The 19,849-nt window shown below is 45.0% G+C and carries 21 protein-coding genes; 3 read left to right on the forward strand and 18 right to left on the reverse strand.

Annotation, left to right across the window (positions count from 1 at the left end; genetic code table 11):
• Nucleotides 1-110 precede the first annotated feature (110 nt).
• The 13 genes from RWS24_RS06450 to RWS24_RS06510 all read right to left on the reverse strand — a co-directional run bounded on the left by RWS24_RS06450 (nt 111) and on the right by RWS24_RS06510 (nt 13,209).
• Nucleotides 111-1,916: an acyltransferase family protein gene (locus tag RWS24_RS06450; RefSeq protein ID WP_314366206.1), complete on the reverse strand. Its 1,806-nt coding sequence runs from the start codon at nt 1,914-1,916 to the stop codon at nt 111-113.
• On the reverse strand, nt 1,906-2,331 hold the full coding sequence (locus RWS24_RS06455) for an MORN repeat-containing protein (protein ID WP_002907692.1): 426 nt from the start codon (nt 2,329-2,331) through the stop codon (nt 1,906-1,908). Before RWS24_RS06455 ends, RWS24_RS06450 begins: the two co-directional genes overlap by 11 nt.
• Nucleotides 2,324-2,746: a low molecular weight protein-tyrosine-phosphatase gene (locus RWS24_RS06460; RefSeq protein ID WP_314366189.1), complete on the reverse strand. Its 423-nt coding sequence runs from the start codon at nt 2,744-2,746 to the stop codon at nt 2,324-2,326. The genes RWS24_RS06455 and RWS24_RS06460 overlap by 8 nt, the downstream gene beginning before the upstream one ends.
• A gap of 277 nt (nt 2,747-3,023) precedes the next feature.
• Nucleotides 3,024-3,593, reverse strand: a complete 570-nt coding sequence (locus RWS24_RS06465; RefSeq protein ID WP_314366191.1) for a nucleotidyltransferase family protein — start codon at nt 3,591-3,593, stop codon at nt 3,024-3,026.
• Nucleotides 3,590-4,588, reverse strand: coding sequence for a Holliday junction branch migration DNA helicase RuvB (gene ruvB, locus RWS24_RS06470; protein ID WP_314366193.1), 999 nt, complete (start codon nt 4,586-4,588; stop codon nt 3,590-3,592). The genes RWS24_RS06465 and ruvB overlap by 4 nt, the downstream gene beginning before the upstream one ends.
• A gap of 555 nt (nt 4,589-5,143) precedes the next feature.
• Nucleotides 5,144-6,190 carry an aldose epimerase family protein gene (locus RWS24_RS06475; RefSeq protein WP_314366194.1) on the reverse strand — a complete coding sequence of 349 codons (1,047 nt, stop codon included), beginning with the start codon at nt 6,188-6,190 and terminating at the stop codon, nt 5,144-5,146.
• Between the two features lie 24 nt (nt 6,191-6,214).
• Nucleotides 6,215-7,252 carry a tagatose-bisphosphate aldolase gene (gene lacD / locus RWS24_RS06480; RefSeq protein ID WP_314366196.1) on the reverse strand — a complete coding sequence of 346 codons (1,038 nt, stop codon included), beginning with the start codon at nt 7,250-7,252 and terminating at the stop codon, nt 6,215-6,217.
• A gap of 14 nt (nt 7,253-7,266) precedes the next feature.
• Nucleotides 7,267-8,445: an SIS domain-containing protein gene (locus RWS24_RS06485; RefSeq protein ID WP_268697398.1), complete on the reverse strand. Its 1,179-nt coding sequence runs from the start codon at nt 8,443-8,445 to the stop codon at nt 7,267-7,269.
• A gap of 312 nt (nt 8,446-8,757) precedes the next feature.
• Nucleotides 8,758-9,162 (reverse strand): PTS sugar transporter subunit IIA, encoded by a 405-nt coding sequence (locus RWS24_RS06490; protein WP_004184462.1) that lies wholly within the window; start codon nt 9,160-9,162, stop codon nt 8,758-8,760.
• An 11-nt stretch (nt 9,163-9,173) separates the two neighbouring features.
• On the reverse strand, nt 9,174-9,998 hold the full coding sequence (locus tag RWS24_RS06495; protein WP_002907685.1) for a PTS system mannose/fructose/sorbose family transporter subunit IID: 825 nt from the start codon (nt 9,996-9,998) through the stop codon (nt 9,174-9,176).
• Nucleotides 9,985-10,890: a PTS mannose/fructose/sorbose/N-acetylgalactosamine transporter subunit IIC gene (locus RWS24_RS06500; protein WP_227965174.1), complete on the reverse strand. Its 906-nt coding sequence runs from the start codon at nt 10,888-10,890 to the stop codon at nt 9,985-9,987. Before RWS24_RS06500 ends, RWS24_RS06495 begins: the two co-directional genes overlap by 14 nt.
• A 25-nt stretch (nt 10,891-10,915) precedes the next feature.
• Complete coding sequence (locus RWS24_RS06505) at nt 10,916-11,392, reverse strand: PTS system mannose/fructose/N-acetylgalactosamine-transporter subunit IIB (RefSeq protein ID WP_002898809.1); 477 nt, start codon at nt 11,390-11,392, stop codon at nt 10,916-10,918.
• A complete protein-coding gene (locus RWS24_RS06510) occupies nt 11,389-13,209 on the reverse strand; it encodes a beta-galactosidase (RefSeq protein WP_314366200.1) in 1,821 nt (606 codons plus the stop codon). Before RWS24_RS06510 ends, RWS24_RS06505 begins: the two co-directional genes overlap by 4 nt.
• 106 nt (nt 13,210-13,315) lie before the next feature.
• On the opposite strand from RWS24_RS06510, the gene RWS24_RS06515 reads away from it, so the two are divergent.
• A complete protein-coding gene (locus RWS24_RS06515) occupies nt 13,316-14,032 on the forward strand; it encodes a GntR family transcriptional regulator (RefSeq protein ID WP_002907683.1) in 717 nt (238 codons plus the stop codon).
• A gap of 328 nt (nt 14,033-14,360) precedes the next feature.
• Here RWS24_RS06515 and dhaM read toward each other — a convergent pair whose 3' ends face one another.
• The 3 genes from dhaM to dhaK are packed head-to-tail and all read right to left on the reverse strand — an operon-like array spanning nt 14,361 to nt 16,313.
• Entirely contained in the window at nt 14,361-14,735 is a 375-nt protein-coding gene (gene dhaM / locus RWS24_RS06520) for a dihydroxyacetone kinase phosphoryl donor subunit DhaM (RefSeq protein WP_002898815.1), read from the reverse strand.
• A complete protein-coding gene (dhaL, locus tag RWS24_RS06525) occupies nt 14,735-15,313 on the reverse strand; it encodes a dihydroxyacetone kinase subunit DhaL (protein ID WP_314366201.1) in 579 nt (192 codons plus the stop codon). Before dhaL ends, dhaM begins: the two co-directional genes overlap by 1 nt.
• 10 nt (nt 15,314-15,323) lie before the next feature.
• Nucleotides 15,324-16,313, reverse strand: coding sequence for a dihydroxyacetone kinase subunit DhaK (gene dhaK / locus RWS24_RS06530; RefSeq protein WP_125406409.1), 990 nt, complete (start codon nt 16,311-16,313; stop codon nt 15,324-15,326).
• 216 nt (nt 16,314-16,529) lie between these two features.
• Here dhaK and RWS24_RS06535 point away from each other — a divergent pair, with 216 nt between their 5' ends.
• Together RWS24_RS06535 and RWS24_RS06540 are read left to right on the forward strand one after the other, a co-directional pair.
• On the forward strand, nt 16,530-17,126 hold the full coding sequence (locus RWS24_RS06535; protein WP_314366202.1) for a TetR/AcrR family transcriptional regulator: 597 nt from the start codon (nt 16,530-16,532) through the stop codon (nt 17,124-17,126).
• Nucleotides 17,123-17,689 carry an NAD(P)H-dependent oxidoreductase gene (locus tag RWS24_RS06540; RefSeq protein WP_125348032.1) on the forward strand — a complete coding sequence of 189 codons (567 nt, stop codon included), beginning with the start codon at nt 17,123-17,125 and terminating at the stop codon, nt 17,687-17,689. Before RWS24_RS06535 ends, RWS24_RS06540 begins: the two co-directional genes overlap by 4 nt.
• Before the next feature lie 271 nt (nt 17,690-17,960).
• Here the strand turns inward: RWS24_RS06540 and RWS24_RS06545 are convergent, their stop codons facing one another.
• Both RWS24_RS06545 and purB read right to left on the reverse strand, forming a co-directional pair.
• Nucleotides 17,961-18,818: a hypothetical protein gene (locus RWS24_RS06545; protein ID WP_314366203.1), complete on the reverse strand. Its 858-nt coding sequence runs from the start codon at nt 18,816-18,818 to the stop codon at nt 17,961-17,963.
• 9 nt (nt 18,819-18,827) lie between these two features.
• Nucleotides 18,828-19,849, reverse strand: a 1,022-nt coding sequence (purB, locus tag RWS24_RS06550) for an adenylosuccinate lyase (protein ID WP_314366204.1), incomplete at its 5' end; no start/stop codon positions are given.

The raw sequence follows: 19,849 nt of genomic DNA on the forward strand, positions 1-19,849 counted from the left end.
GAAAAACTTTTTTAATTTTTTAGAGCTTTCACATACTTTTGCTTTCACATAATATATGAAAGCGCTTTCTTTTTTGGATATAAAAAGCTCGGACGAACCGAGCTGATTATTTATGGTTTCACATTACCTGAATTGGCTTCATCTATGGCTTGCTTAATGGTATTGGCATAGAGAGTTCCCCCTTCAATGATGGACTCTGAGTTCGAGCCAAAGTGGACATAGTCTGTCCCTTCCCAAATCTGCGGATTTTCGATAGCAGTTTGATGCCAGTCAGCCACAAAGACATAGTCGTATTTTTTGGCTAATTCCAGCTCATACTCCCGCTGCTGGGCCAAGACACCGCCCTCTGAGCGACCGTCATAAGGAGTCACGAGAATCAGCTGATGCCCCTTAGGCAAGCTGGAAACATATTCATCCAAAAGTTCATTCGAGTAACCGGACGAATTGGTTCCAAGAGCCAGAACAACCTGCTTCTTCAGCACTCTATTAGCAATATCTGTCTTGTAGACCTCCAAGCCTGTACTCAGACTGCGACTAACGACAGTGTCTAGCTCGATTCCTGGTAAGATCTGCTGCAATTGATCGCTAGAGCGCAGGGCAACAGAGTCACCAATCATGGTAATCCCGTCCGCCACATTGTACTCAGTCGCCTTGGACTGATCAACCTGACTGCGAGTTGTCTGCATCTTAGTGTCAGCTTGATTCAGAGCATTGACAATCAAACTTTCCTCAAAAGCTCCTACCTTTGGTGCTGTCACCGAGATAAAGAACATGATTAAAGTCAGTGGAATCATACTGTAAAAAATTGGTCTAGTAAGAGAAGATAGGTCCATCTTGGTTCCCATGATAACTGGCTGACGACCAGCAAGAGTTGGCTCCAAGATATAGAAAGACAGGGCTGCAAAAGTAAGAGACAGCAGCGTGGTCAAGAGAACAGCCAAGCCATTACTCATCAGCTGGGTAAAGATAATATAGAAAGGCCAGTGGAAGAGATAAACACCATAGCTGGTATCTGCGATAAAGTTGACAATGCCAGGCTCCTTCACATCAGGAAGCTTATCATGCAGCATCCTAGCTGCCAAAATCATCAGACAGGCCAAGGTAGTCGAAGTCAAGAACCCTACTAGATAGGTCCAAAGATTGTCAAACTTGAGCAGGAAGCTGAGCAAAAGCAAAATAGCTGCGCTGCCCCCCATAATTCCTAGTACTTGCTTGAGAGCCAGCTTTTGCTCCAGCATCTTAAAGCGACTGCTGACATGGCCAATACCAGACAAGGTCGCCAGAATGCTTCCTGCAAAGAAAGGAAAGACGTGGGTCAAACTTGAGAAATAAATATCAGAGTAATTCTTAGTGGTCAAAGCTCCAGCAAACATTGATACAAAGCTGACCAAAAAGAGACCTGCAGAAACCAGCGCGATCATGCCACGATAGCGGGCCGTTGACTTGGCAATCTTGCCCAAGCCCCAAGCGGCCAATCCCCACAGAACATAATAGTGCACTTCTAAAGCCAGACTCCAAGTGTGAATCAAGATGTGCGGCACAAACTGACTCTCATAACTGCCGCCTGAGAGCATTTCATAAAAGTTGGTCACAAAGCCCAAAGCAGCCGCAATCTGCGTCCCAATCCCAGCCACAAAATCCTTACGTATCAAGAGAGTAAAGGGCATAACGACCAAAATCATAAAGACCAGAGGTGGTACAATCCGATAAAAACGCCGTTTGAAAAAGCCTTGGATATCGATTTCTTTCTTCTTGGCAAACTCGTCAATAAGCAGAGCGGTAATCAAGAAGCCAGAAAAGGTAAAGAAGATATCCACTCCAATAAAACCGCCAGGGAAAACGCCCTGGAAGTAATGATAAAGCAGAACTAGAAGCAGCCCCGTGATTCTGACGAGCGAAAACCATTTAATGCGCATTTTGATAAATTCCTTGTTTAAACGTTCCTTCATAAACGACATTGCCTTCTGTCGTTAGCTTCCCTTGTCCATCAGCCTGACCCTTGCTGAAGTCCCCTTCATATTTCCAGCCAGCCTGCGAGGTAAAGGTTCCTTTTCCGTCAAAGATGCCATTGCGAAATTGACCGCTATAACTGTCCCCATTTTGAAAAGTCATAGTGCCCTGACCGTTCATCTTCCCGCGAACCAAGGTCCCATCATACTTGATCTTGCCCTGATCCAGCGTTAAAACGCCCTTACCAGGAATCCCCGAAGTAAAGACCAGAATAGCTGACAGTACAATGACCGTTACAGCCAAGAGTTCTAAATTCTGCCGGGTCAGATAGACCTTGTATTTATCGTAAAATTCTTTTACTTTATCCATATTCCTATCCATCCAAACGCTCTAGCCACTTCTTGCAGCCAGCCAAGACCAAATCATAGGTTTGGTCGAAATCTCCTGTGTACCAAGGATCTGGCACACTTTCTTCTTCAAACTGATAAATTTTATGCTGAAAATCCTCAGGCGCCATCCGCTTCAAATCTCGAACATTGCTTTCATCCATACCAATGACGTAGTCAAAATCCGCAAAATCCACTGCTGAAATCTGCTGAGAAGTCTTGTTCCTATCATAAGTAATAGCATATTTTTTAAAAATAGCCTGTGTTCCCCGATGAATGGGATTGCCGTGCTCCCAGCTTGAGGTTGCCCGGCTCTCGATTTTCAGTTGGTCTGTTAAACTCTTCATGACGAATTCTGCCATCGGACTGCGGCAGATATTGCCCAAACATACAAATACAATTTTCTTCATACAATACCTCGCTATCTATTATAACAAAATAATGGCAAAAACTAGCACTGAATCGTTTACAGTTTCCTGATTCTCGTTGAAAACTGACAAGCCCCGCCCCTCTCATGTCTAAAAATAGCAAAAAAACCACTCATTTGGTGGCTTTTTGTAGGGAGATTATTTTTTAAAAAGAAAAAAGTTTTAGGAGTTAAGTTAATTTCTTAACTTGCTTATAGTATAATATCCATTCCTTAAAACTTCCTTAAAATAACTTAAACATTTTACTCTTAGCTTATACCTATTTATCAGGATAGTGGTATTCCAACTGCGGCCAGCGTTTCTGCCAACTCTTCTTAGCCAAACGTTCAGCATAGACAAGCTGGCGCTCCTTATTTTCAAGAAAATGAGGAGTCGGTCTGACCTGAAAGTTTAAGATATCCTCCAAACCATAGGGAGCAAAAAGTTCCAGTTTGTCATTTTCCAGTAAGCGCAGGCCGATAGCCGTGCAGCGCTCAGGATACTTACTCATGGCTTCGCAAGCATTTTTATAAGGCGCCGTTCCAGGACTATAGCGGTGCATATAGGCTTGATTTCTCAGCTCCCATCGATACTGTGGCCAGTCTGCCTTGAGCTTGGCTTCCAGCTCTATCGTCTCTGCCTCAGCATAACTCGGATCAAAGAAAATGACATCTACATCCGTGTCAGAATCAAAACCTGGTCGCTCTGACAGCATATTCCAGATAAAATTCCTCACACATCCAGCCGCCAACCAAGAATCCTTGAGCTCCAGACTGCGAATAATTTCCAAAATCGCTCGGATGTCTGAATCTTGACCTAGTCGGTCTAAAATCTCCTTTTCTGTCATCATTCCTTCATATACTCATATCCTAGATGCTCATAGGCTTTACGGGTAGCCACGCGCCCAGTCCGTGTCCGCATGACAAAGCCTTTCTGAATCAGGTAAGGCTCATACATGTCCTCAACAGTTTCGCGCTCTTCAGCAATATTGACCGAGAGGGTTCCCAGCCCCACGGGACCGCCACCGTAGACCTCAATCATGGTCTTCAAAATCTTCTGGTCCACGTAATCCAGACCTTCCTGGTCCACATCCAGCATGGAGAGAGCTTGGTCGGTTATCTTATCATCAATCAGGCCATTGCCCATAATCTGCGCATAGTCCCGCACCCGCTTGAGCAAACGGTTGGCAATCCGCGGTGTGCCTCGGCTACGCAGAGCCAGCTCCTTCGCAGCCTCGTGGGTAATAGCTATCTCAAAAATCTCTGCCGTCCGCTCGACAATTTCCGTCAAGTCGCCAGCTTCATAATACTCCATGTGACCGGTAATCCCAAAGCGAGCCCGCAGAGGATTGGACAGCATGCCTGCCCGAGTGGTCGCCCCAATCAGAGTGAAAGGCGGCAAATCCAGATGGACGCTGCGACTGGTCTCGCCCGAGCCAATCATAATGTCGATGTAAAAGTCTTCCATAGCGCTATACAGCACTTCCTCTACCGCCATTGGCAAGCGGTGAATCTCATCTATGAAGAGGACATCCCCCGGTTCAAGGTCATTTAAGATTGCAACCAAGTCTCCGGACTTTTCAATCACCGGACCAGAAGTCTGCTTGAGATTTACGCCTAGTTCATTGGCAATAACAAAAGCCATGGTCGTCTTCCCCAGACCTGGAGGGCCAAAAAGCAGGGTGTGGTCCAGCGCCTCATCCCTTAGCTTAGCCGCTTCAATAAAAATCTTCAGCTGGTCCTTGACCTTGTCCTGACCGATATACTCCTGTAAATACTGGGGACGCAAGGTGCGCTCCACTAATTCCTCATCACCCATTAATTCATTATCTAAAATTCTACTCATAGAACTATTATAGCAGAAAATAAAGCAGAGGAAGCAAATCTAATCAACGTCTGAACACAAAAAAAGACCACCGGATTGAGTGGCCTTTATGGGAGATTATTATGAAAAAGTTTAGGATTTCTATCAAATAAAGTTAGGAGGTCTTCATTTGATACTCATAGTATACTGCCCCTAACTTAAAGAAACCTTAACTTTGTATAACGTATCCTTTAAAATTTAACATTTGAGTTACAATCCGATAAACTTCCTGTCTTATTCTAAAATTTGAGCAAAAAAAGACCACCGGATTGGGTGGCCTTTATGGGAGATTATTATGAAAAAGTTTAGGATTATCAAACAAAGTTAGGGGGCTTCATTTGATACTCATAGTATACTGCTCTTAGCTTAAGAAAAACTTAAAGTAAAATTCAGTTAGCAAAAAAATTTTGCTTTTGATTGTGGAGCCTTTTTCCTTGCTTAAGATTGGCTACTGAAAACATAGTCTCTGAAAACTGGACAAAGAAAAACGGCAGAAGGAGGTACTGCCGTTTTCTGTGCTCTTTCGCGATTGTTTCTTTATAAAGTTGCTGGTACATCAGCAAAATACACTGTCCTGCTGGTAAAAATCTGACCGGCCTTGAGAATGACATCTGACTGCTGGCTGCTGTGAATGGCATCCGGCAAAGCCTGGGCTTCCAGAGCCAAGCCATTATGCTGAATCATAGGCTGTCCGTCAAACCGAACAGAATCATCCACGCAATTCGCTGAATAAATCACTAGGCAGGGCGCCTGAGTTTGAATGGTCAGGCGGCGGCCCGATGCTGGATGATAGAGCGTGCCTGCCTGGTCTCGGCTTGGGTTTAGCGCAAAGGGATGATCCAAGCCAGATACCAGCTGGATTTGCTCATCGGTCGCATCGAAAATTTCTTTAAGGGCAGCGCCCTTGGTCAGCTTCTTGACAAAGTCACGCTCTGCATCAGCCTTTTTTTCAGGAAGACCGTCAGCTGCGATAGGATAGACACCATCAGTATTAAGCTGCAGGATATGATCATCAATGGGCTGATTGAAACGACCAGACAGGTTGAAATAGCTGTGGTTGGTCGGATTGACCAAGGTAGCCTGATCAGTCTGTACCTGATAAGAGATTTCCAGCTCGCCCTTCTCTGTCAGGGTATAGGAAACCCAGATTTTCAGATTGCCAGGAAAGCCGCCAGTTCCGTCAGGCCGCTCTGCATAAAAGGTGAGCCCGTCATTGCTGACTTCCTCAACCTCAAAAACGCTACTGTCCCAGCCGCTGGAGCCACTATGGTTGCAGTTTAAGCCATTATTGGTCTCTAGCTGAAAGGTCTGACCATTCAGCTCAAAAGCTGCTCCGGCAATACGTCCAGCCACCGGACCAATACTGGCTCCATGCTTAGGGCTGTTTCCAATATAATCCTCAAACTGATCAAAGCCAACGACGATATTGTCAAAGTGATTATTTTTGTCAGGAGTGACATACTGGACGACGGTTGCTCCGTAGTTCATGACTGTCAGACGATAACCTCGTTCGTTTTCAAAAGTATAAGCCAGAATCTCCTGACCGCCCAGCTTTCCAAAAATGGATTCTCGGTAAGATTTCATACCAAACCTCTTTTATCTATCCTGTTAAAAATCACGAACTTGCCAAGTCCTGTCTTCAAAAGGCAGGTCAAGCTTGTCCACCCAAGACACCGCTGTTTGGCGCAAGACTTGATTAAGATCCTCGATATTCTGACGGCCTGTCTCGTCCAGCCACGCTCGAGTTGCTACAGCTCCCTCTTGAGCGAAGACTGAGACTGCATCTTTCCAGGTAGCCCGTCCGCACAGAACACCATTAAACTGTGAGCCCGCTTCATGGGCTAGCCGCAGCGTTTCTTGGAAAAGTTCGGCACTGACACCAGCGCTGAGGAAGATGAAAGGTAAGTGCGTCGCATCTGACTGTTCTTTAAAGAAAGCTTGGGCTTCTGTCACGCTGTAGACTGGCTCAACCCCTTCTTTGGTGAAGCCCTCGACAAAGTTCATATTGACCGGCACTTCAACCTTTAAGACATCTACATGGTAACGGGGATCTGAAAAGAGCTTGACTGCCTCGTTGACCTTATGCGGCTTAAGCTTGGCATAGTTAGCGTCCAAGACACTGTCACTCTTCGCATCATAGGTCAGAATCTCCAGAAAATAGGGAATATCCTCAGCTAAGCATTCACTGCCCACGCGCTCAACCCAGGCCTGCTTGATGTCGTTGATTTCCGGCTTATCATCTACATCATAGTAAATCAAGACCTTGACGGCATCTGCGCCCATATCTCGGATACGACTAGCTGACCAGTTTGGCAGCAAGTCCGGCAGGCGGCCCTCGGCTGTCGCATCATAGCCAGTCTTCTCGTAGGCCACTATCAGCCCGCAGGACGCATCCCGCAGCTTGGCTGCAGGCAGACCGAACTCCGGATCCAATAGGATGGAGCTGGCATAGGGCGTCAGTTGACTAGAGATTAATTCTTTAAACTGAACCAGGGCTTGATTACCAGAAGACACATCTTCTCCTCTGGCCAGCATTTTCTTGAGCGATCCACGCTGATCAATAGCCAAAGCCCCGATAATTCCCTGCTCGTCTGATAGTTTTTTCAAATGGCTCACTTTTTTGTGGCTGATTTGTAATTTCTCCATAGATTTTCCTTTTCTTACTGCCCAAGAGGGTGAATGATAACTCCCTGTACTACACGATTGACCGTTCCTGTCGGAGACGGTGTATCTGGACGGTTCTTAACCTTGAGCGAGGTCAAGAGGGCAAAGAGCTGAGCGTAAACGATGCAAGGGAAGATGCGATAGCTATCTCCCAGAGGCTCTTGGGTACTTAGCACTACTTGCTCGACTCCTTCCAACTCCTCCTCCTGGTCAGTCAGCAGTACCAGTCTGCAGACAATTCCGTCACTAGCTACTTCACGCACCAAGTCCAAATCATAAGCCTTGGTATAGCCATATGCCGAACCAAAGACCAAAACAACTGTGTCTTGGTTAATCAACGACTTAGGTCCATGCCGGAAACCGACTGGGCTTTCGTACATAGTCGCAATTTGGCCGGCTGTAAGCTCTAAAATCTTAAGCTGGGCTTCATGCGCCAAACCAAAGAAAGACCCTGCCCCCAGATAAATGACCCGACTGAAATCCAAATCAACCAGCTGCTGCACATCTGCAACGCGTCCTAAAACATCTTGACTGAGCTGAATCAGAGCCGCAACCTTAGCTTCCTTCTGGTCTAGTTCAGCCCGGTCAAAGACCAAAAGGGCTGTCAGCATCATAGAGCTGAAGCTAGAGGTCATGGCAAAGCCAGCATCATTAGAAGCTTCCGGCTGCAGGAGCAAAAGATTCTTTTCATCACCTTGGGCCTGCTGGGCTAGCTTGCCTTGGACAGCACAAGTAATGGTAATCTGGTACAAGTCATCTACCAACTGCTTGGCCAAGTCCACGGTCGCTACACTTTCTGGGGAATTTCCGCTGCGGGCAAAGGAAACCAGTACCGTCGGTACTTCTCTCTTCAGATGCACCAAGGGGTTGGCCACGATATCTGTCGTTGCAATGGCGTTGAAATTCCATTTGCGCTCATCATAAATCTGCCTAAAATAAGGAGTCAAAGTATCTCCGACATAGGCTGATGAGCCAGCTCCGGAAAAAATGACCTTGATGTAGTCATGTTTGTTCTCGATTTTTTTCAGAAAAGCAGCGATAGCTGTGGCTTGAGCCTTGTAACTGTCAAAGGCTTCCTGCCAAACCTCAGGCTGCTGATAGATTTCTCTCGTTGTGATGTCAGCCCCCAGACGCTGCAATTCTTCCTGTGAATAATCTAACATTCTCTTTCTCATTCCTTTCCATTATTTTGAAAAAAGGGGGAGCGAGACAGAAATCCAGAAAATCCAAGATTTTCGGCTCGCTGTCCCACCCCCGCGACGATGGCTAGGCTTGAAATATGCTTTTAACAAGCTTTTTCAAACCAGACAGCGACTGCATTTTGCAATGCTGAACCATCCATTTCCCTAGGCCAAGAGGCATCTCCCAAATTCCTCTTAGACCAGTATGCTTGAATCAACCACTGTGGTCAATCCTCAGCTATCATCAGTCTCCCATCTGCTGACAGCGCAAGGACTTGACCTAACTAGAAGTGATTGTTCAAGCTTTTATTCATCTTCATCATCCATTAGGCCAGCTAGAACATCATTGACCTTAACAATATTCTCTGCTGCCTTGGATGGATAGCTGACTTCTGCTCCTGTCAAAGAAGCGTTAATAAACTCAATGACCATGGGCAGATTGACCCCCGCATAAAGCTCGATATCCTGTCCTTCCATAATGAAACGGCTGACTACATTACAAGGAGTGCCCCCCAAGAGATCCGCAAAGACCAAGTAATCCTCAAAATCTTTGACCGTCTCTAAGAATTTAGCTACGAAGTCTTCTGGACCTTCCTCCGGAAGCAGGGCTACTGCATGGATGTCTTCCTGAGGCCCCATAATCATTTCCGTAGTGGTTTTCAGCTCTTCACAAAAGCGACCATGGCTGACTAAAACTAATTTCTTACTCATAAATCGCTCCATTATTCTGGTACTTGTCCCAGCAGGAAATAGCCAATAGCAGAGAAGCTTACTGCCATGATAATGATAATGAAGATAGCCTTAGTAGAGTTCATTCCTTTCTTGCCCAAGAGCCAGAAGATAAAGCCTGTAAAGACTGCTGGAATCAAACGTGGGAAAATCAGATTCATCATGTCTTGGAAATCAATAGCCTTTTTACCGATGTTCCATACCCAAGATACTTCAAAGTTAATCATAGTAGCAATCAAACCACCCACCATAAAGATACCCAATACAGAAGCCGCTTCAACAAGAGCTGTCAAAGTACTTTGCATGTTGGTGATGAGATTAACCCCTTCTTTGTAGGCGAATTCTAACTGTTTCCAACGGAAAATGTCATAAGCAACTGCTACAGCAATCCAAAGGAAAATTCCCCAAGGCTGGCCTGCGATAGCCATGGTAGCAGCGATAGATCCCATGATGGCTGGCACAAGAGAGCCAAAGATAGAGTCTCCAAGAGGAGCAAACGGCCCCATAAGACCTGTCTTGATACCATTGACCGCATCTTTTGATTTAACACCGTCTTTTTCTTCCATAGCTAGGTCAAAACCTGCAATAATGGTGTGGAAGAAAGGTGATGTATTGAAGAATTGCGTATGCAATTTCATCATTTCTTTCAATTCTGGTGTGCCGTCTCCGTACATTTTGCGCAGCTGAGGCAAGAGCATGTAGAGATAGCCAGAACCTTGCATCCGCTCGTAGTTCCAGCCTAATTGGAAAGTGAACAAGCTGCGTTTATTGATTTGTTTAAAATCTTCTTTTGTTAATTTGTAATTAGAGTTCGTCATCTTCGATTTCCTCACTTTCTGAGTTTGTGCTAGCAGCTGGAGTAGCAGCTACTGTTCTTTGGCTGTATTTGAAATGCTGTACTGCAAGGAAGACACCAAAGATAGCTACACCAATCATAGACAAACCTTTGAAGTTGTTGGCAAATGTGATCGCAGCATCTTTTGGAAGAGTTCCAACAATGCTAGATACAGCACCACCCAAAGTTTGAATGTTTGAGTAAAGCACAGTCAGCATAGCCGTCAAGCCAAAACCAAGAGCTAAGTAGTGAAGATTACGTTTAACTGGAAGGTAACGAAGCAAGATAGCGAACCCGAGCCCTGGAAGCATACGACCAGCCAGTGTCAAGCCTGCAGCCAGCCATTTCACACCAGCAACACCATCTACTATCGCTTGAACAAATGTTCCACCATAAGCCAGAGCCAGAAAGACTGGCAGGGCACGAGACAGAGCCCAAGGAAGGGCACCTAAGAGATAGTTGCGTTCAATACCTTTATAGTCGAAGCGTTCAACTGCTGCATCCACACGGTGAGCAAAGTAAGTCGTTGTCATGCGACCTAAGATATCGAAGTATGTCAACAAAGTTGCTACTGGTACTGCGATTGTCGCAATAGCCAACTCTGGCTTAATGCCTTGTGCTACAGAGAAGGCTGTCGCCAAAACGGCACCTGATGTTGCATCAATACGAGAAGCCCCACCAAATGTCCCTACACCAAGAACGAATAATTGCAGGCTACCACCGATAAACAAACCAGTCGTCAAATCACCCATAATCAAGCCAGTAATGAAACCAGCAAATACAGGGGATCCTGCTGACGAAACGATGGTCAACTCATCACAGATTTGATAAGCTGAGTACAAAGTGAGTAGTAAAATTTGCCACCATTGTATCATAACAATGTCCTCCTAAAATTTTGTCTTATTTTAATAACTTCATGAAGTCCTCAACCGGATCGTTGGGAACCATTTGCGCTGTCAGTTTGACTCCTTTTTCGTGCAGCTTGTGAAAGGCTTCAACATCTGCATCTACCACGTTGATAGAGCGGGTAATGGAGCGAGTTTCGTCTGACTGAGACATATTGCCAACGTTCAGCGTTTCCAGAGGAACACCAGCTTCGACCAACCGCAGGAAGCGGTCTGGCTTGCGAGCGACAATCAAGAGTCGCTGTGAATCATACTTGCCGGCCAAGATATTTTCTGCTGCCTTAGCGATTGGCAAGACACTAAGTTTCACACCAGCTGGCGTTGCGAGCTTGAGCCCGCTCTTTTCGATAGCATTTTCAGCTACCTCATCGTCAATCACCATAATGCGTGAAATGTTAAGCTTGGTAGTCCAAAGATTGGCTACCTGTCCATGGATCAAACGTCCATCGATACGTGCACCTACTATTGTCATAGATTTTCCCCCTTTATTGTTTTAAATGTAGGTTTGTTAACTAAGTGAATGGTTTCGCTGTAGATCCCTTCTGTCTCAAAGATAATGATGCGATTGTCGCCTTCTCTGAGCAAGCTATGCGGGATATAGAGCGATAGGGTCGGTCCGACATTCCAGAAACGGCCAATGCTGACACCGTTGACAAAGACGGCCCCCTTGCCAAAGTCGGACAGATCCAGATAAGTATCTTTAAGCGCTTTCATTTTAAAGTCAAAAGCGTAGAAAGCTGGTTGCTTTTCCTGCCACCCTTTTGAAAAATCAATCTTTTCTGGATGATCCAACGGCAATGGATAATGCTGCCAGTCAAGCAGGAAGTGCAAGTCCTTGCAGACACCGGTACGGATGCCTTTTTGCTGGGTATCTGCCAAGAGCTTGTGGCCATAATTGACCCGGCCCATATTTTCCATCAAAATATCAATCTGGTGCTCTGCCTTTTTCTGGCCGTCCACCATGATATCCTGACCGATTTCTGTCTGGTACTGGGTTGCTATGTGCTGACCGTCCACATAGAGCTGCATACGGTCGCGGCCGTCAATGACACGGAGCCTTTCCTGATCAGCATCCCAACTAGCCCAAGTCCGATAGAGCAGGTAGCCGACATTTTGCCCCAGCTCCTCCATCTTCATCGGATAGAGACTTTCGATAGGCTGAGCCAAGTCAGGCAGTGTCTCAAAGAGACTAACTTTCTGACTGAGCGGGATATTCCTGAGTTCAAAAGACTCTTTCACCAGCGGCTCCATCTGTGGATACTCTGGATAATGCTCTTTCAGCATCCTCTGGACTGCATAGTACTTGTCCGTCGGATTGCCACGCTCATCGAGTAGAGCATCATAGTCATAGGAAGTTACCTGTGGCAGGTCAATGACCCCTCTGGCCGAACAGCCGTTCATAAAGCCAAAGTTGGTACCGCCATGAAACATATAGAGATTGATTGAGCCCTGCTGGAGCACTTCATGGACAGCTTGAGCCAACTCGTCTGGATCTCGCTTGATGACAGGCTCTTTCCAACGATTGAACCAGCCATCCCAGAACTCCATACACATGAGCGGCCACTTTTTGCCATGCTCGTCAAAGAATTCCTGCATCTGGGCAAAATTGTAATCTGCCTTAGAGCCGAAATTTCCTGTTACAAAGACATCATCATCAATCAGTGTACCTGCTTGAAGCGTAGCCCGCCAAGGTCCGTCTGAAGTAAAGAGTGGACAGGTTACACCTCGTTCTTCCATGAGCTGTCTGATTGCTCTCAGGTAGGCCTTGTCTTCCCCATAGGAACCGTACTCATTTTCCACCTGCATCATGAGGATGTTTCCCCCATTGTCCAGAAGCCTTGGAGTCAGTCGCGGCAGCAGCTCGTCATAATAGCTGGCTACAGCCTGCAGAAAGGCCTCATCTGATGAGCGGATGCGCATATTTTCATTGAGCAGCCAGGCCGGCAGACCACCGAACTCCCACTCCGCGCAGATAAAAGGCGAAGGGCGGATAATGGCATAAAGTCCCAAATCCTGAGCCGTCTGTAAAAATGCCTCAATATCTAAAATCCCTTGGAAGTTAAAGACACCTTTTTGAGGTTCGTGCATATTCCAGGGAAGATAGGTCTCCACTGTATTAAAGCCCAGAGCTTTGAGATTATAAAGGGAATGATACCAATCCTCAGGCTGTACCCGAAAATAGTGAATGGCTCCCGATAAAATCTTAAACTCCCGATCATCCAAACAGAAAGAATGACCAATTTTGAATCTTGCCATCTGATGTTCCCTTCGGTGTAAAACCGCTTTCATCTCTTATTAATATTAATATAATAAATTTTTGCATAAATGTCAACATTTTTTTTAAAAATATGTTAAAATCTTAAGTAAGAAAAGTAAAAAAAGAGAGGTGAACAAAATGGCTATTCCAAAATACCAACAAATCAAAGATGAGCTCAAGCAGCAAATCATTTCTGGCAAATTTGAAAATGGCGATAAGTTTTACACAGAGGCTGAGCTGATTCAGATGTTTAATGTCAGCTCCATTACTGTTGTCCGCGCTTTGAATGAACTGGCCAACGATGGTTACATCATCCGCCAGCAAGGCAAGGGAACCTTCGTTTCACGTGCAAGAAAGCACAAGCTGGTGGAATTTTCTGACGTTGAGACATTCCCTATCCAAAAAGATAAGGTGACTGTTCTCTCCATCAAACGTGGGAATGACCTGAAAATCTTGGATAAGCTAGAACTGGCACCAACGCAGTTCTACTATAAGATTGACCGGATCAGACGGACTGGCGATAAAGTCTATATCTATCACCAAACCTATATCCCTGAGCAATACATCAATCCTAACTATCCAGATATGGACTACTACAGCTCCATTTACAACCGCTTCAAAACTGACTACCACATTCACATGAATGATGAACATTTTGAAGAGACCAATGAAATTGTCTTTCCAACACCAAAAGATGTTGCGAAAGTACTGGAAGTTGATACCAACTTCCCGACCGTTCATCAGGTGAAGATTACCCAGCTGGAAAGTACTGGACAGATCTTAGAGTACAGCGAAACTTACAAACGCGGTGACTTCTTCAAGATTAAGTTCATTTCCTGCAATCGGGACCACTAAGATTAAAAACGATGGCTTCTAATCGGCTGTCGTTTTTTCTTTCATCTTGTGTACTTATATCTATTATAAGTCTATCTATACCAATTTGCAATCCATTCTAAGAACTTTTGTTCATTAAAAAGTGAATTGTGTCAAAAAGTAAGCACAGTTTATTGTTTTGTTCTATTTTTTAATTATTCTAAAGAAGAAAAAATAAGAAACACAGGCTGTTCTCCTGAAAATTAGTACAATGATAAAGCAAAAAAGCTGGGATTCAATCCCAACTTTTCGATATAAAATGTTCCTTATTTTGCAAATGAATTCGTTTATCAAGTCTTTAGAAAACCTGCTATTTCTTTATTTCTAATTCACGGACCTGAAGCAAAACATTAGGCAAATCTGCCCCAGCCTGAAGAAGGGCAGCAGCCGTATAGGCTCCCTCTACCAAAGGAACATTATTGATAATGATTTCCTTGTCAGAAAAGTCTGCGACCATTTCTAGATTCATGCGAGCTGAGCCCAAATCGAAAAAGGCCAAAATAGTGTCCTTGTCATTGGCATCTAAAGCTGCCTGAATCCCTTCAAAGCTGGTCCCAATGCTACCGTCGTCCAACCCGCCCACATAGCTGATGGCCACATCTGCCGCCACCTGCGAAATGAGGTCAAACAAGCCTTGGGCTAGGTTTTTGGAATGGGAAACGATAAGAATGCCAGTATCTGCCATCAGCCTGCCTCCGTTTCTAACAGAGCCTCAAAGAGGAGACCAGATGAAGCCGAACCGGGATCAATATGACCGATAGACCGCTCACCGACATAGGAAGCCCGCCCCTTGGTCGCTTTCAGATCTTTGGTCGCTTCCACTAGGGAGCCAATTTTTTCATGCGTCAAGCATCCGGACTGCAGAGAAACAGGAATCCCCGACCAGACATCCACCATGGTCTTCTCACCCGGCACAGCCTTGCCCCGCTTCTGAATCATGTCCAGCCCAGCTTGGATGACTTCTGACAAGTCTTTGCCGTCTTTTTCGGCCTTGGCCATGCCCATGAAGGCCGAGCCATAGAGAGGGCCGGAAGCACCACCGACCTTGCTGATCAGCTGCATGGAAACAGCTTGAAAAACCTCAGCCGCATTGGCAAAGTCCTTAGCAGTTAGACTCTCTACTGCTGCTGCCATTCCCCTGGCCATATTGCCACCGTGATCTCCGTCGCCGATGGGAGTATCAAGGTCAGATAGATAGGCCTTTTGCTCCTGAATTTTCTCATTGAACAACTGCATCCATTTTTTTGCTCTTGCTGTGTCCATAAGCACCTCCTTACCAAGCGGCTGTCGTGACAGGACTATTGAGAGCTGTCAGCCAGTCTGACTGGTCCAGCTCGATAAAGGTCAGAGAAATCCCTGCCATGTCAATGGAGGTCATGTAATTACCCAGCTTTTTATAGACAACTTCAACTCCAGCATCTGCCAAGAGATTTGCTACATCGGCCGCAAAGACATACTGCTCCATAAGCGGTGTTGCACCCATACCATTGATGAGAATGCCAATTTTCTTACCAGATTTGAGCTCAAAGGACTGACTGAGTTTTTCGATCAATTCCTTGGCTAAGTCCTTAGACGGCTGCATCTTTTCCTTGCGATAGCCGGGCTCACCATGGATGCCAATGCCGAACTCTATCTCATCATCAGCCAAAACAAAACCAGGCTTGCCGACTTCCGGAACGGTTGCTCCGCTCAGAGCCAAGCCGACCGTGTGGATATTTTTGACCAGCTCATCAGCTAGAGCCTTGATTTCAGTCAGAGATTTGCCTGCACGCGCCGCATCTCCTAGAATTTTATGGACAAGAATGGTGCCAGCCACTCCACGGCGACCTTGAGTATAGAGACTGTCTTCCACTGCGATATCGTCATCTACGACGACACTAGCCACCTCAATCCCTTCCATCTCAGCCATTTCCTGAGCCATTTCAAAGTTCATGATGTCACCGGAGTAATTCTTGATTACCATGAAGACGCCGGCTCCCTCATCCGCTTCCTTGATAGCTTGCAAGACTTGGTCAGGTGTTGGCGAAGTAAAGACCGCTCCGCAGATAGCAGCCGACAGCATGCCCTCACCGACAAAGCCAGCATGGGAAGGCTCATGACCACTGCCACCGCCAGAAATCAGGCCAACCTTGGCTGTCTTCTCACTCTTGCGGGCAATGATATCAAAGCCCTCCACCCGATAAACCAAATCGCTGTGAATATAGGCCAAGCCGTCCAGCATCTCGTCCACAACCGCTGTTGGGTCGTTGATAATTTTCTTCATAGGTGTCCTCCATTTCTCGGCGCTTCTCTAAAATGAGCAATTCGCCCTAAAAAGAAAGCGCTATCATTTTAATGTTATTTTAACATTTTATCTTACCGAAAGCAAATTCTGCCACATCTTAGACTAGAAGAAAGCATCAAATTAGTTGACAAGAAAAAGTAGACAGTGTATACTAAAAATAGATAAGTAGACAGTGTATACTTTAGGAGAAAATGAATGAAACGCAATACTGCCCAGCTGAAAGAACAGCTCATTCAAACAGGGATTGACGAAATCGGAAAACATGGAATTGAACAGCTCTCGCTAAGGACTGTTGCCAAGGCCTGCGGTGTAACTCACGGCAGCCCTTACCGCCATTTTGAGAGCAAGGAAGGCTACCTCAAGGTGGTTTTGACCCAGCTTTCGCTGTTTCTCAATCAGGAAATCAATGAAAATATTGATGCGACAGGTTCTGCGCGTGATCAGCTGACCCAGCTTGGTCTTAATTTCATTATTTTTGCCAAGACCTACCCTCATTTTTTCGAAGCACTCTTTATCAAATTCCCTTTTAAATATATGAAGGTGACGCAGGACACTATTCTCTTGGAGTCTGACCTGCCTGGATTTGATAAATTTAAGGAGCTCGTTTTAAAGCTTCGCAAGGAGGAAAAGTTTAACAATAGCGAAGCGGAAAGCCTTTTTCACTTTTGGAGCTTTATCACAGGTCTGGCCGTTCTGACCAACAGTCCTATCGGCCAAGACCTTGATCCTCGAGCCATCCAAAGCACGATCGAGCACATGCTTGACATTTATATCAAAGGAGAACGATCATGAAAACCTTGATTATTTACACCCACCCCAGCCCAACAGGCTTCAATGCTGCTATTCTCAAAGAAGTTCAAAGCAATCTTTCTAAGAAGCATGAGGTAAAAACCTTGGACTTGTATGCTGAAAATTTTGATCCAATCTTGCGCTTTGACCAAGAACATAGACGCCGTGACCTGCACAAAGACCCTGAAATGGCAAAATACAGGGATTTGATTACTTGGGCAGACCATCTGATTTTCATTTTCCCTATCTGGTGGAGCGGTATGCCGGCCATTCTCAAAGGCTTTATCGACCGCGTCTTTGCGGCTGACTTTGCCTACTCTTATAAGAAAATCGGACTCCAAGGCCACCTGCAAGGGAAATCCGGCTGGATTATCGTCAGTCATAATACACCAGGTTTTGCCCTGCCTTTTGTCCAAGACTACGGCAAGGTACTTAAAAATCAAATCCTGAAACTTTGTGGTATTTCTCCAGTCAAACTGACCGAGCTCAACGGAGTAGAACGTAAAACAGACCAACAACGCCAAGAAATGCTCAAGAAAATCGGGCAACTGGCCAGTCAAATTTAAGATAAAGAAAATGGGAGTGGGAAAGAACTTCAAACAAGTTAAAAAAGTTCGTCTTCCCACCCCCGGACAGTTGATTAAGTCATCTTTGAAGCTTAAAAAGCGAAGGAAGATGCCAATCAACCACTGCATCATTTATTTTTCTAATTTAAATTCAAAAGCCTGGACTTTTTGCCCAGGCTCGTTTTTTTGTTTAATCCAGCCCCACGCGCTTTTGTAGCATAGTGAATGGACTTATTGATGTTTTTTAAAGATTTATAATCCGCATGCTATATTATTTTGAATAATTTTGAAGCCACGAGATTAGTATACCCGATGTCATCAAGTATGACAACAAGGAAAATAAAATAATCATTATAAATAGGACAACTTGCGACTCTAAAAATGCTGTATTATGTATAACTCTTTTTATAAATTCAGGAACTTTTATTTTTCTTGCAAAATGAATTAACAAGTTTCTAAACATCATAGCATATGCCAGGAATTGTTGGACAATCGCAATTAATAAACCAATTATTTTATACGCACTTTGAATAAACTCGCTATTTGTCAAAGCTGCTGACATCCCTTCAGAGATTGTTAATAGGTTAACTCCATAATAAATAGTTAGCATAGAGATAGGTATTGAATAAAAAAGATAAACTAATGTAGATTTTTGGATACGGCCACTAATCGCAACAATGAATAAAATTACTATTGAGGAAATTAGAGGAACTAAACCATACCATTTTAAAACTAGTGAAATTTCATTTTTATACTTTATAAACATAGAAACTATTCCAACAATACCAATTAACGATAAAATAATAATTCCCCAAAAATCATCATCACTCATATTTTTATTAGTTTGATCTTGCTTAGGTTTCTTTCTTATAAATTTAAAATCCAATCCTGGTTTATATCTAGGCGTTGGAATTATTATTGTATTTTCTGAAATTTCTAGTGAGTTCTTATTAAAAAAGTTTGATAGTTTATTACTCCATTCAGAAAACCTTGGGCCTATCTTCGGTAGTTTAGCGAATATTTTCCTGAAAATTAATATACAAATACCTAAAATTAATGATTGAATTATACCATCCGGTATGGTTTTTATCACATTGCTCAACCAGTTTAATATATTATCTACATTCATTATCTACTCTCACAATCCAATGCGCTCAAAGATTTCATCTACGCGCTTGGTGTAGTAAACCGGGTTGAAGATTTCATCAATCTCTTCCTGAGTCAGGCGGGAAGTGACTTCTGGATCCGCTTCGAGCAGAGGCTTGAAGTCTACTTGATTGTCCCAAGACTGAGCAGTCTTTGGCTGCACCAGGTCATAGGCCTGCTCCCGTGTCATGCCTTTTTCAATCAAGGTCAACATAGCCCGCTGGCTAAAGATAAGACCAAAGGTCGAGTTCATGTTGCGCTTCATATTTTCAGGGAAGACGGTCAGGTTCTTGACGATATTACCAAAGCGGTTGAGCATGTAGTCGATGAGAATGGTCGTGTCCGGTGCGATAATCCGCTCAGCTGATGAGTGGGAAATGTCGCGCTCATGCCAGAGAGAGACATTCTCAAAGGCTGTCACCATGTGCCCACGAATGACACGCGCCAGACCAGTCATATTTTCAGAGCCAATTGGATTGCGCTTGTGCGGCATGGCAGAGCTGCCCTTTTGACCTTTGGCAAAGAACTCTTCCACCTCGCGCTGCTCAGACTTTTGCAGACCACGGATTTCAGTCGCCATGCGCTCAATAGACGTCGCAATCAAGGCTAAGGCAGAGAAGTATTCAGCGTGGAGGTCACGTGGCAAGACTTGAGTCGAGATCTCTTGTGGACGGATTCCTAATTTCTCACAGACATAGCTTTCCACGAATGGCGGAATGTTGGCAAAGTTCCCAACCGCACCAGAGATTTTTCCGGCTTCCACACCCGCAGCCGCAATCTCAAAACGCTCAATGTTGCGCTTCATTTCGCTGTACCAAGTTGCGAGCTTGAGACCGAAAGTCGTAGGCTCCGCATGCACTCCGTGGGTCCGTCCCATCATGATGGTGAACTTGTGCTCCCGCGCCCGCTCTGCAATGATGTCGGTGAAGCGACGCAGATCCTCACGGATGATGTCATTGGCCTGCTTGTAGAGGTAGCCGTAGGCCGTATCCACCACATCGGTCGAGGTCAGAC

Origin of the sequence: uncultured Streptococcus sp. (genome assembly GCF_963528215.1) — a bacterium.
In the GTDB taxonomy this organism is placed as follows: domain Bacteria; phylum Bacillota; class Bacilli; order Lactobacillales; family Streptococcaceae; genus Streptococcus.

Excerpts from the sequence above, each read along its gene's own strand:
- dhaL (WP_314366201.1), bottom strand. The coding sequence starts at position 15,313 with ATGGACACAGCAAGAGCAAAAAAATGGATGCAGTTGTTCAATGAGAAA.
- RWS24_RS06540 (WP_125348032.1), top strand. The coding sequence starts at position 17,123 with ATGAAAACCTTGATTATTTACACCCACCCCAGCCCAACAGGCTTCAAT.
- RWS24_RS06465 (WP_314366191.1), bottom strand. The coding sequence starts at position 3,593 with ATGATGACAGAAAAGGAGATTTTAGACCGACTAGGTCAAGATTCAGAC.
- RWS24_RS06500 (WP_227965174.1), bottom strand. The coding sequence starts at position 10,890 with ATGATACAATGGTGGCAAATTTTACTACTCACTTTGTACTCAGCTTAT.
- RWS24_RS06545 (WP_314366203.1), bottom strand. The coding sequence starts at position 18,818 with ATGAATGTAGATAATATATTAAACTGGTTGAGCAATGTGATAAAAACC.
- RWS24_RS06515 (WP_002907683.1), top strand. The coding sequence starts at position 13,316 with ATGGCTATTCCAAAATACCAACAAATCAAAGATGAGCTCAAGCAGCAA.
- RWS24_RS06505 (WP_002898809.1), bottom strand. The coding sequence starts at position 11,392 with ATGACAATAGTAGGTGCACGTATCGATGGACGTTTGATCCATGGACAG.
- dhaK (WP_125406409.1), bottom strand. The coding sequence starts at position 16,313 with ATGAAGAAAATTATCAACGACCCAACAGCGGTTGTGGACGAGATGCTG.
- RWS24_RS06490 (WP_004184462.1), bottom strand. The coding sequence starts at position 9,162 with ATGAGTAAGAAATTAGTTTTAGTCAGCCATGGTCGCTTTTGTGAAGAG.
- RWS24_RS06495 (WP_002907685.1), bottom strand. The coding sequence starts at position 9,998 with ATGACGAACTCTAATTACAAATTAACAAAAGAAGATTTTAAACAAATC.
- RWS24_RS06460 (WP_314366189.1), bottom strand. The coding sequence starts at position 2,746 with ATGAAGAAAATTGTATTTGTATGTTTGGGCAATATCTGCCGCAGTCCG.
- RWS24_RS06455 (WP_002907692.1), bottom strand. The coding sequence starts at position 2,331 with ATGGATAGGAATATGGATAAAGTAAAAGAATTTTACGATAAATACAAG.
- RWS24_RS06475 (WP_314366194.1), bottom strand. The coding sequence starts at position 6,190 with ATGAAATCTTACCGAGAATCCATTTTTGGAAAGCTGGGCGGTCAGGAG.
- RWS24_RS06535 (WP_314366202.1), top strand. The coding sequence starts at position 16,530 with ATGAAACGCAATACTGCCCAGCTGAAAGAACAGCTCATTCAAACAGGG.
- RWS24_RS06510 (WP_314366200.1), bottom strand. The coding sequence starts at position 13,209 with ATGAAAGCGGTTTTACACCGAAGGGAACATCAGATGGCAAGATTCAAA.
- lacD (WP_314366196.1), bottom strand. The coding sequence starts at position 7,252 with ATGGAGAAATTACAAATCAGCCACAAAAAAGTGAGCCATTTGAAAAAA.
- dhaM (WP_002898815.1), bottom strand. The coding sequence starts at position 14,735 with ATGGCAGATACTGGCATTCTTATCGTTTCCCATTCCAAAAACCTAGCC.
- RWS24_RS06450 (WP_314366206.1), bottom strand. The coding sequence starts at position 1,916 with ATGCGCATTAAATGGTTTTCGCTCGTCAGAATCACGGGGCTGCTTCTA.
- RWS24_RS06485 (WP_268697398.1), bottom strand. The coding sequence starts at position 8,445 with ATGAGAAAGAGAATGTTAGATTATTCACAGGAAGAATTGCAGCGTCTG.
- ruvB (WP_314366193.1), bottom strand. The coding sequence starts at position 4,588 with ATGAGTAGAATTTTAGATAATGAATTAATGGGTGATGAGGAATTAGTG.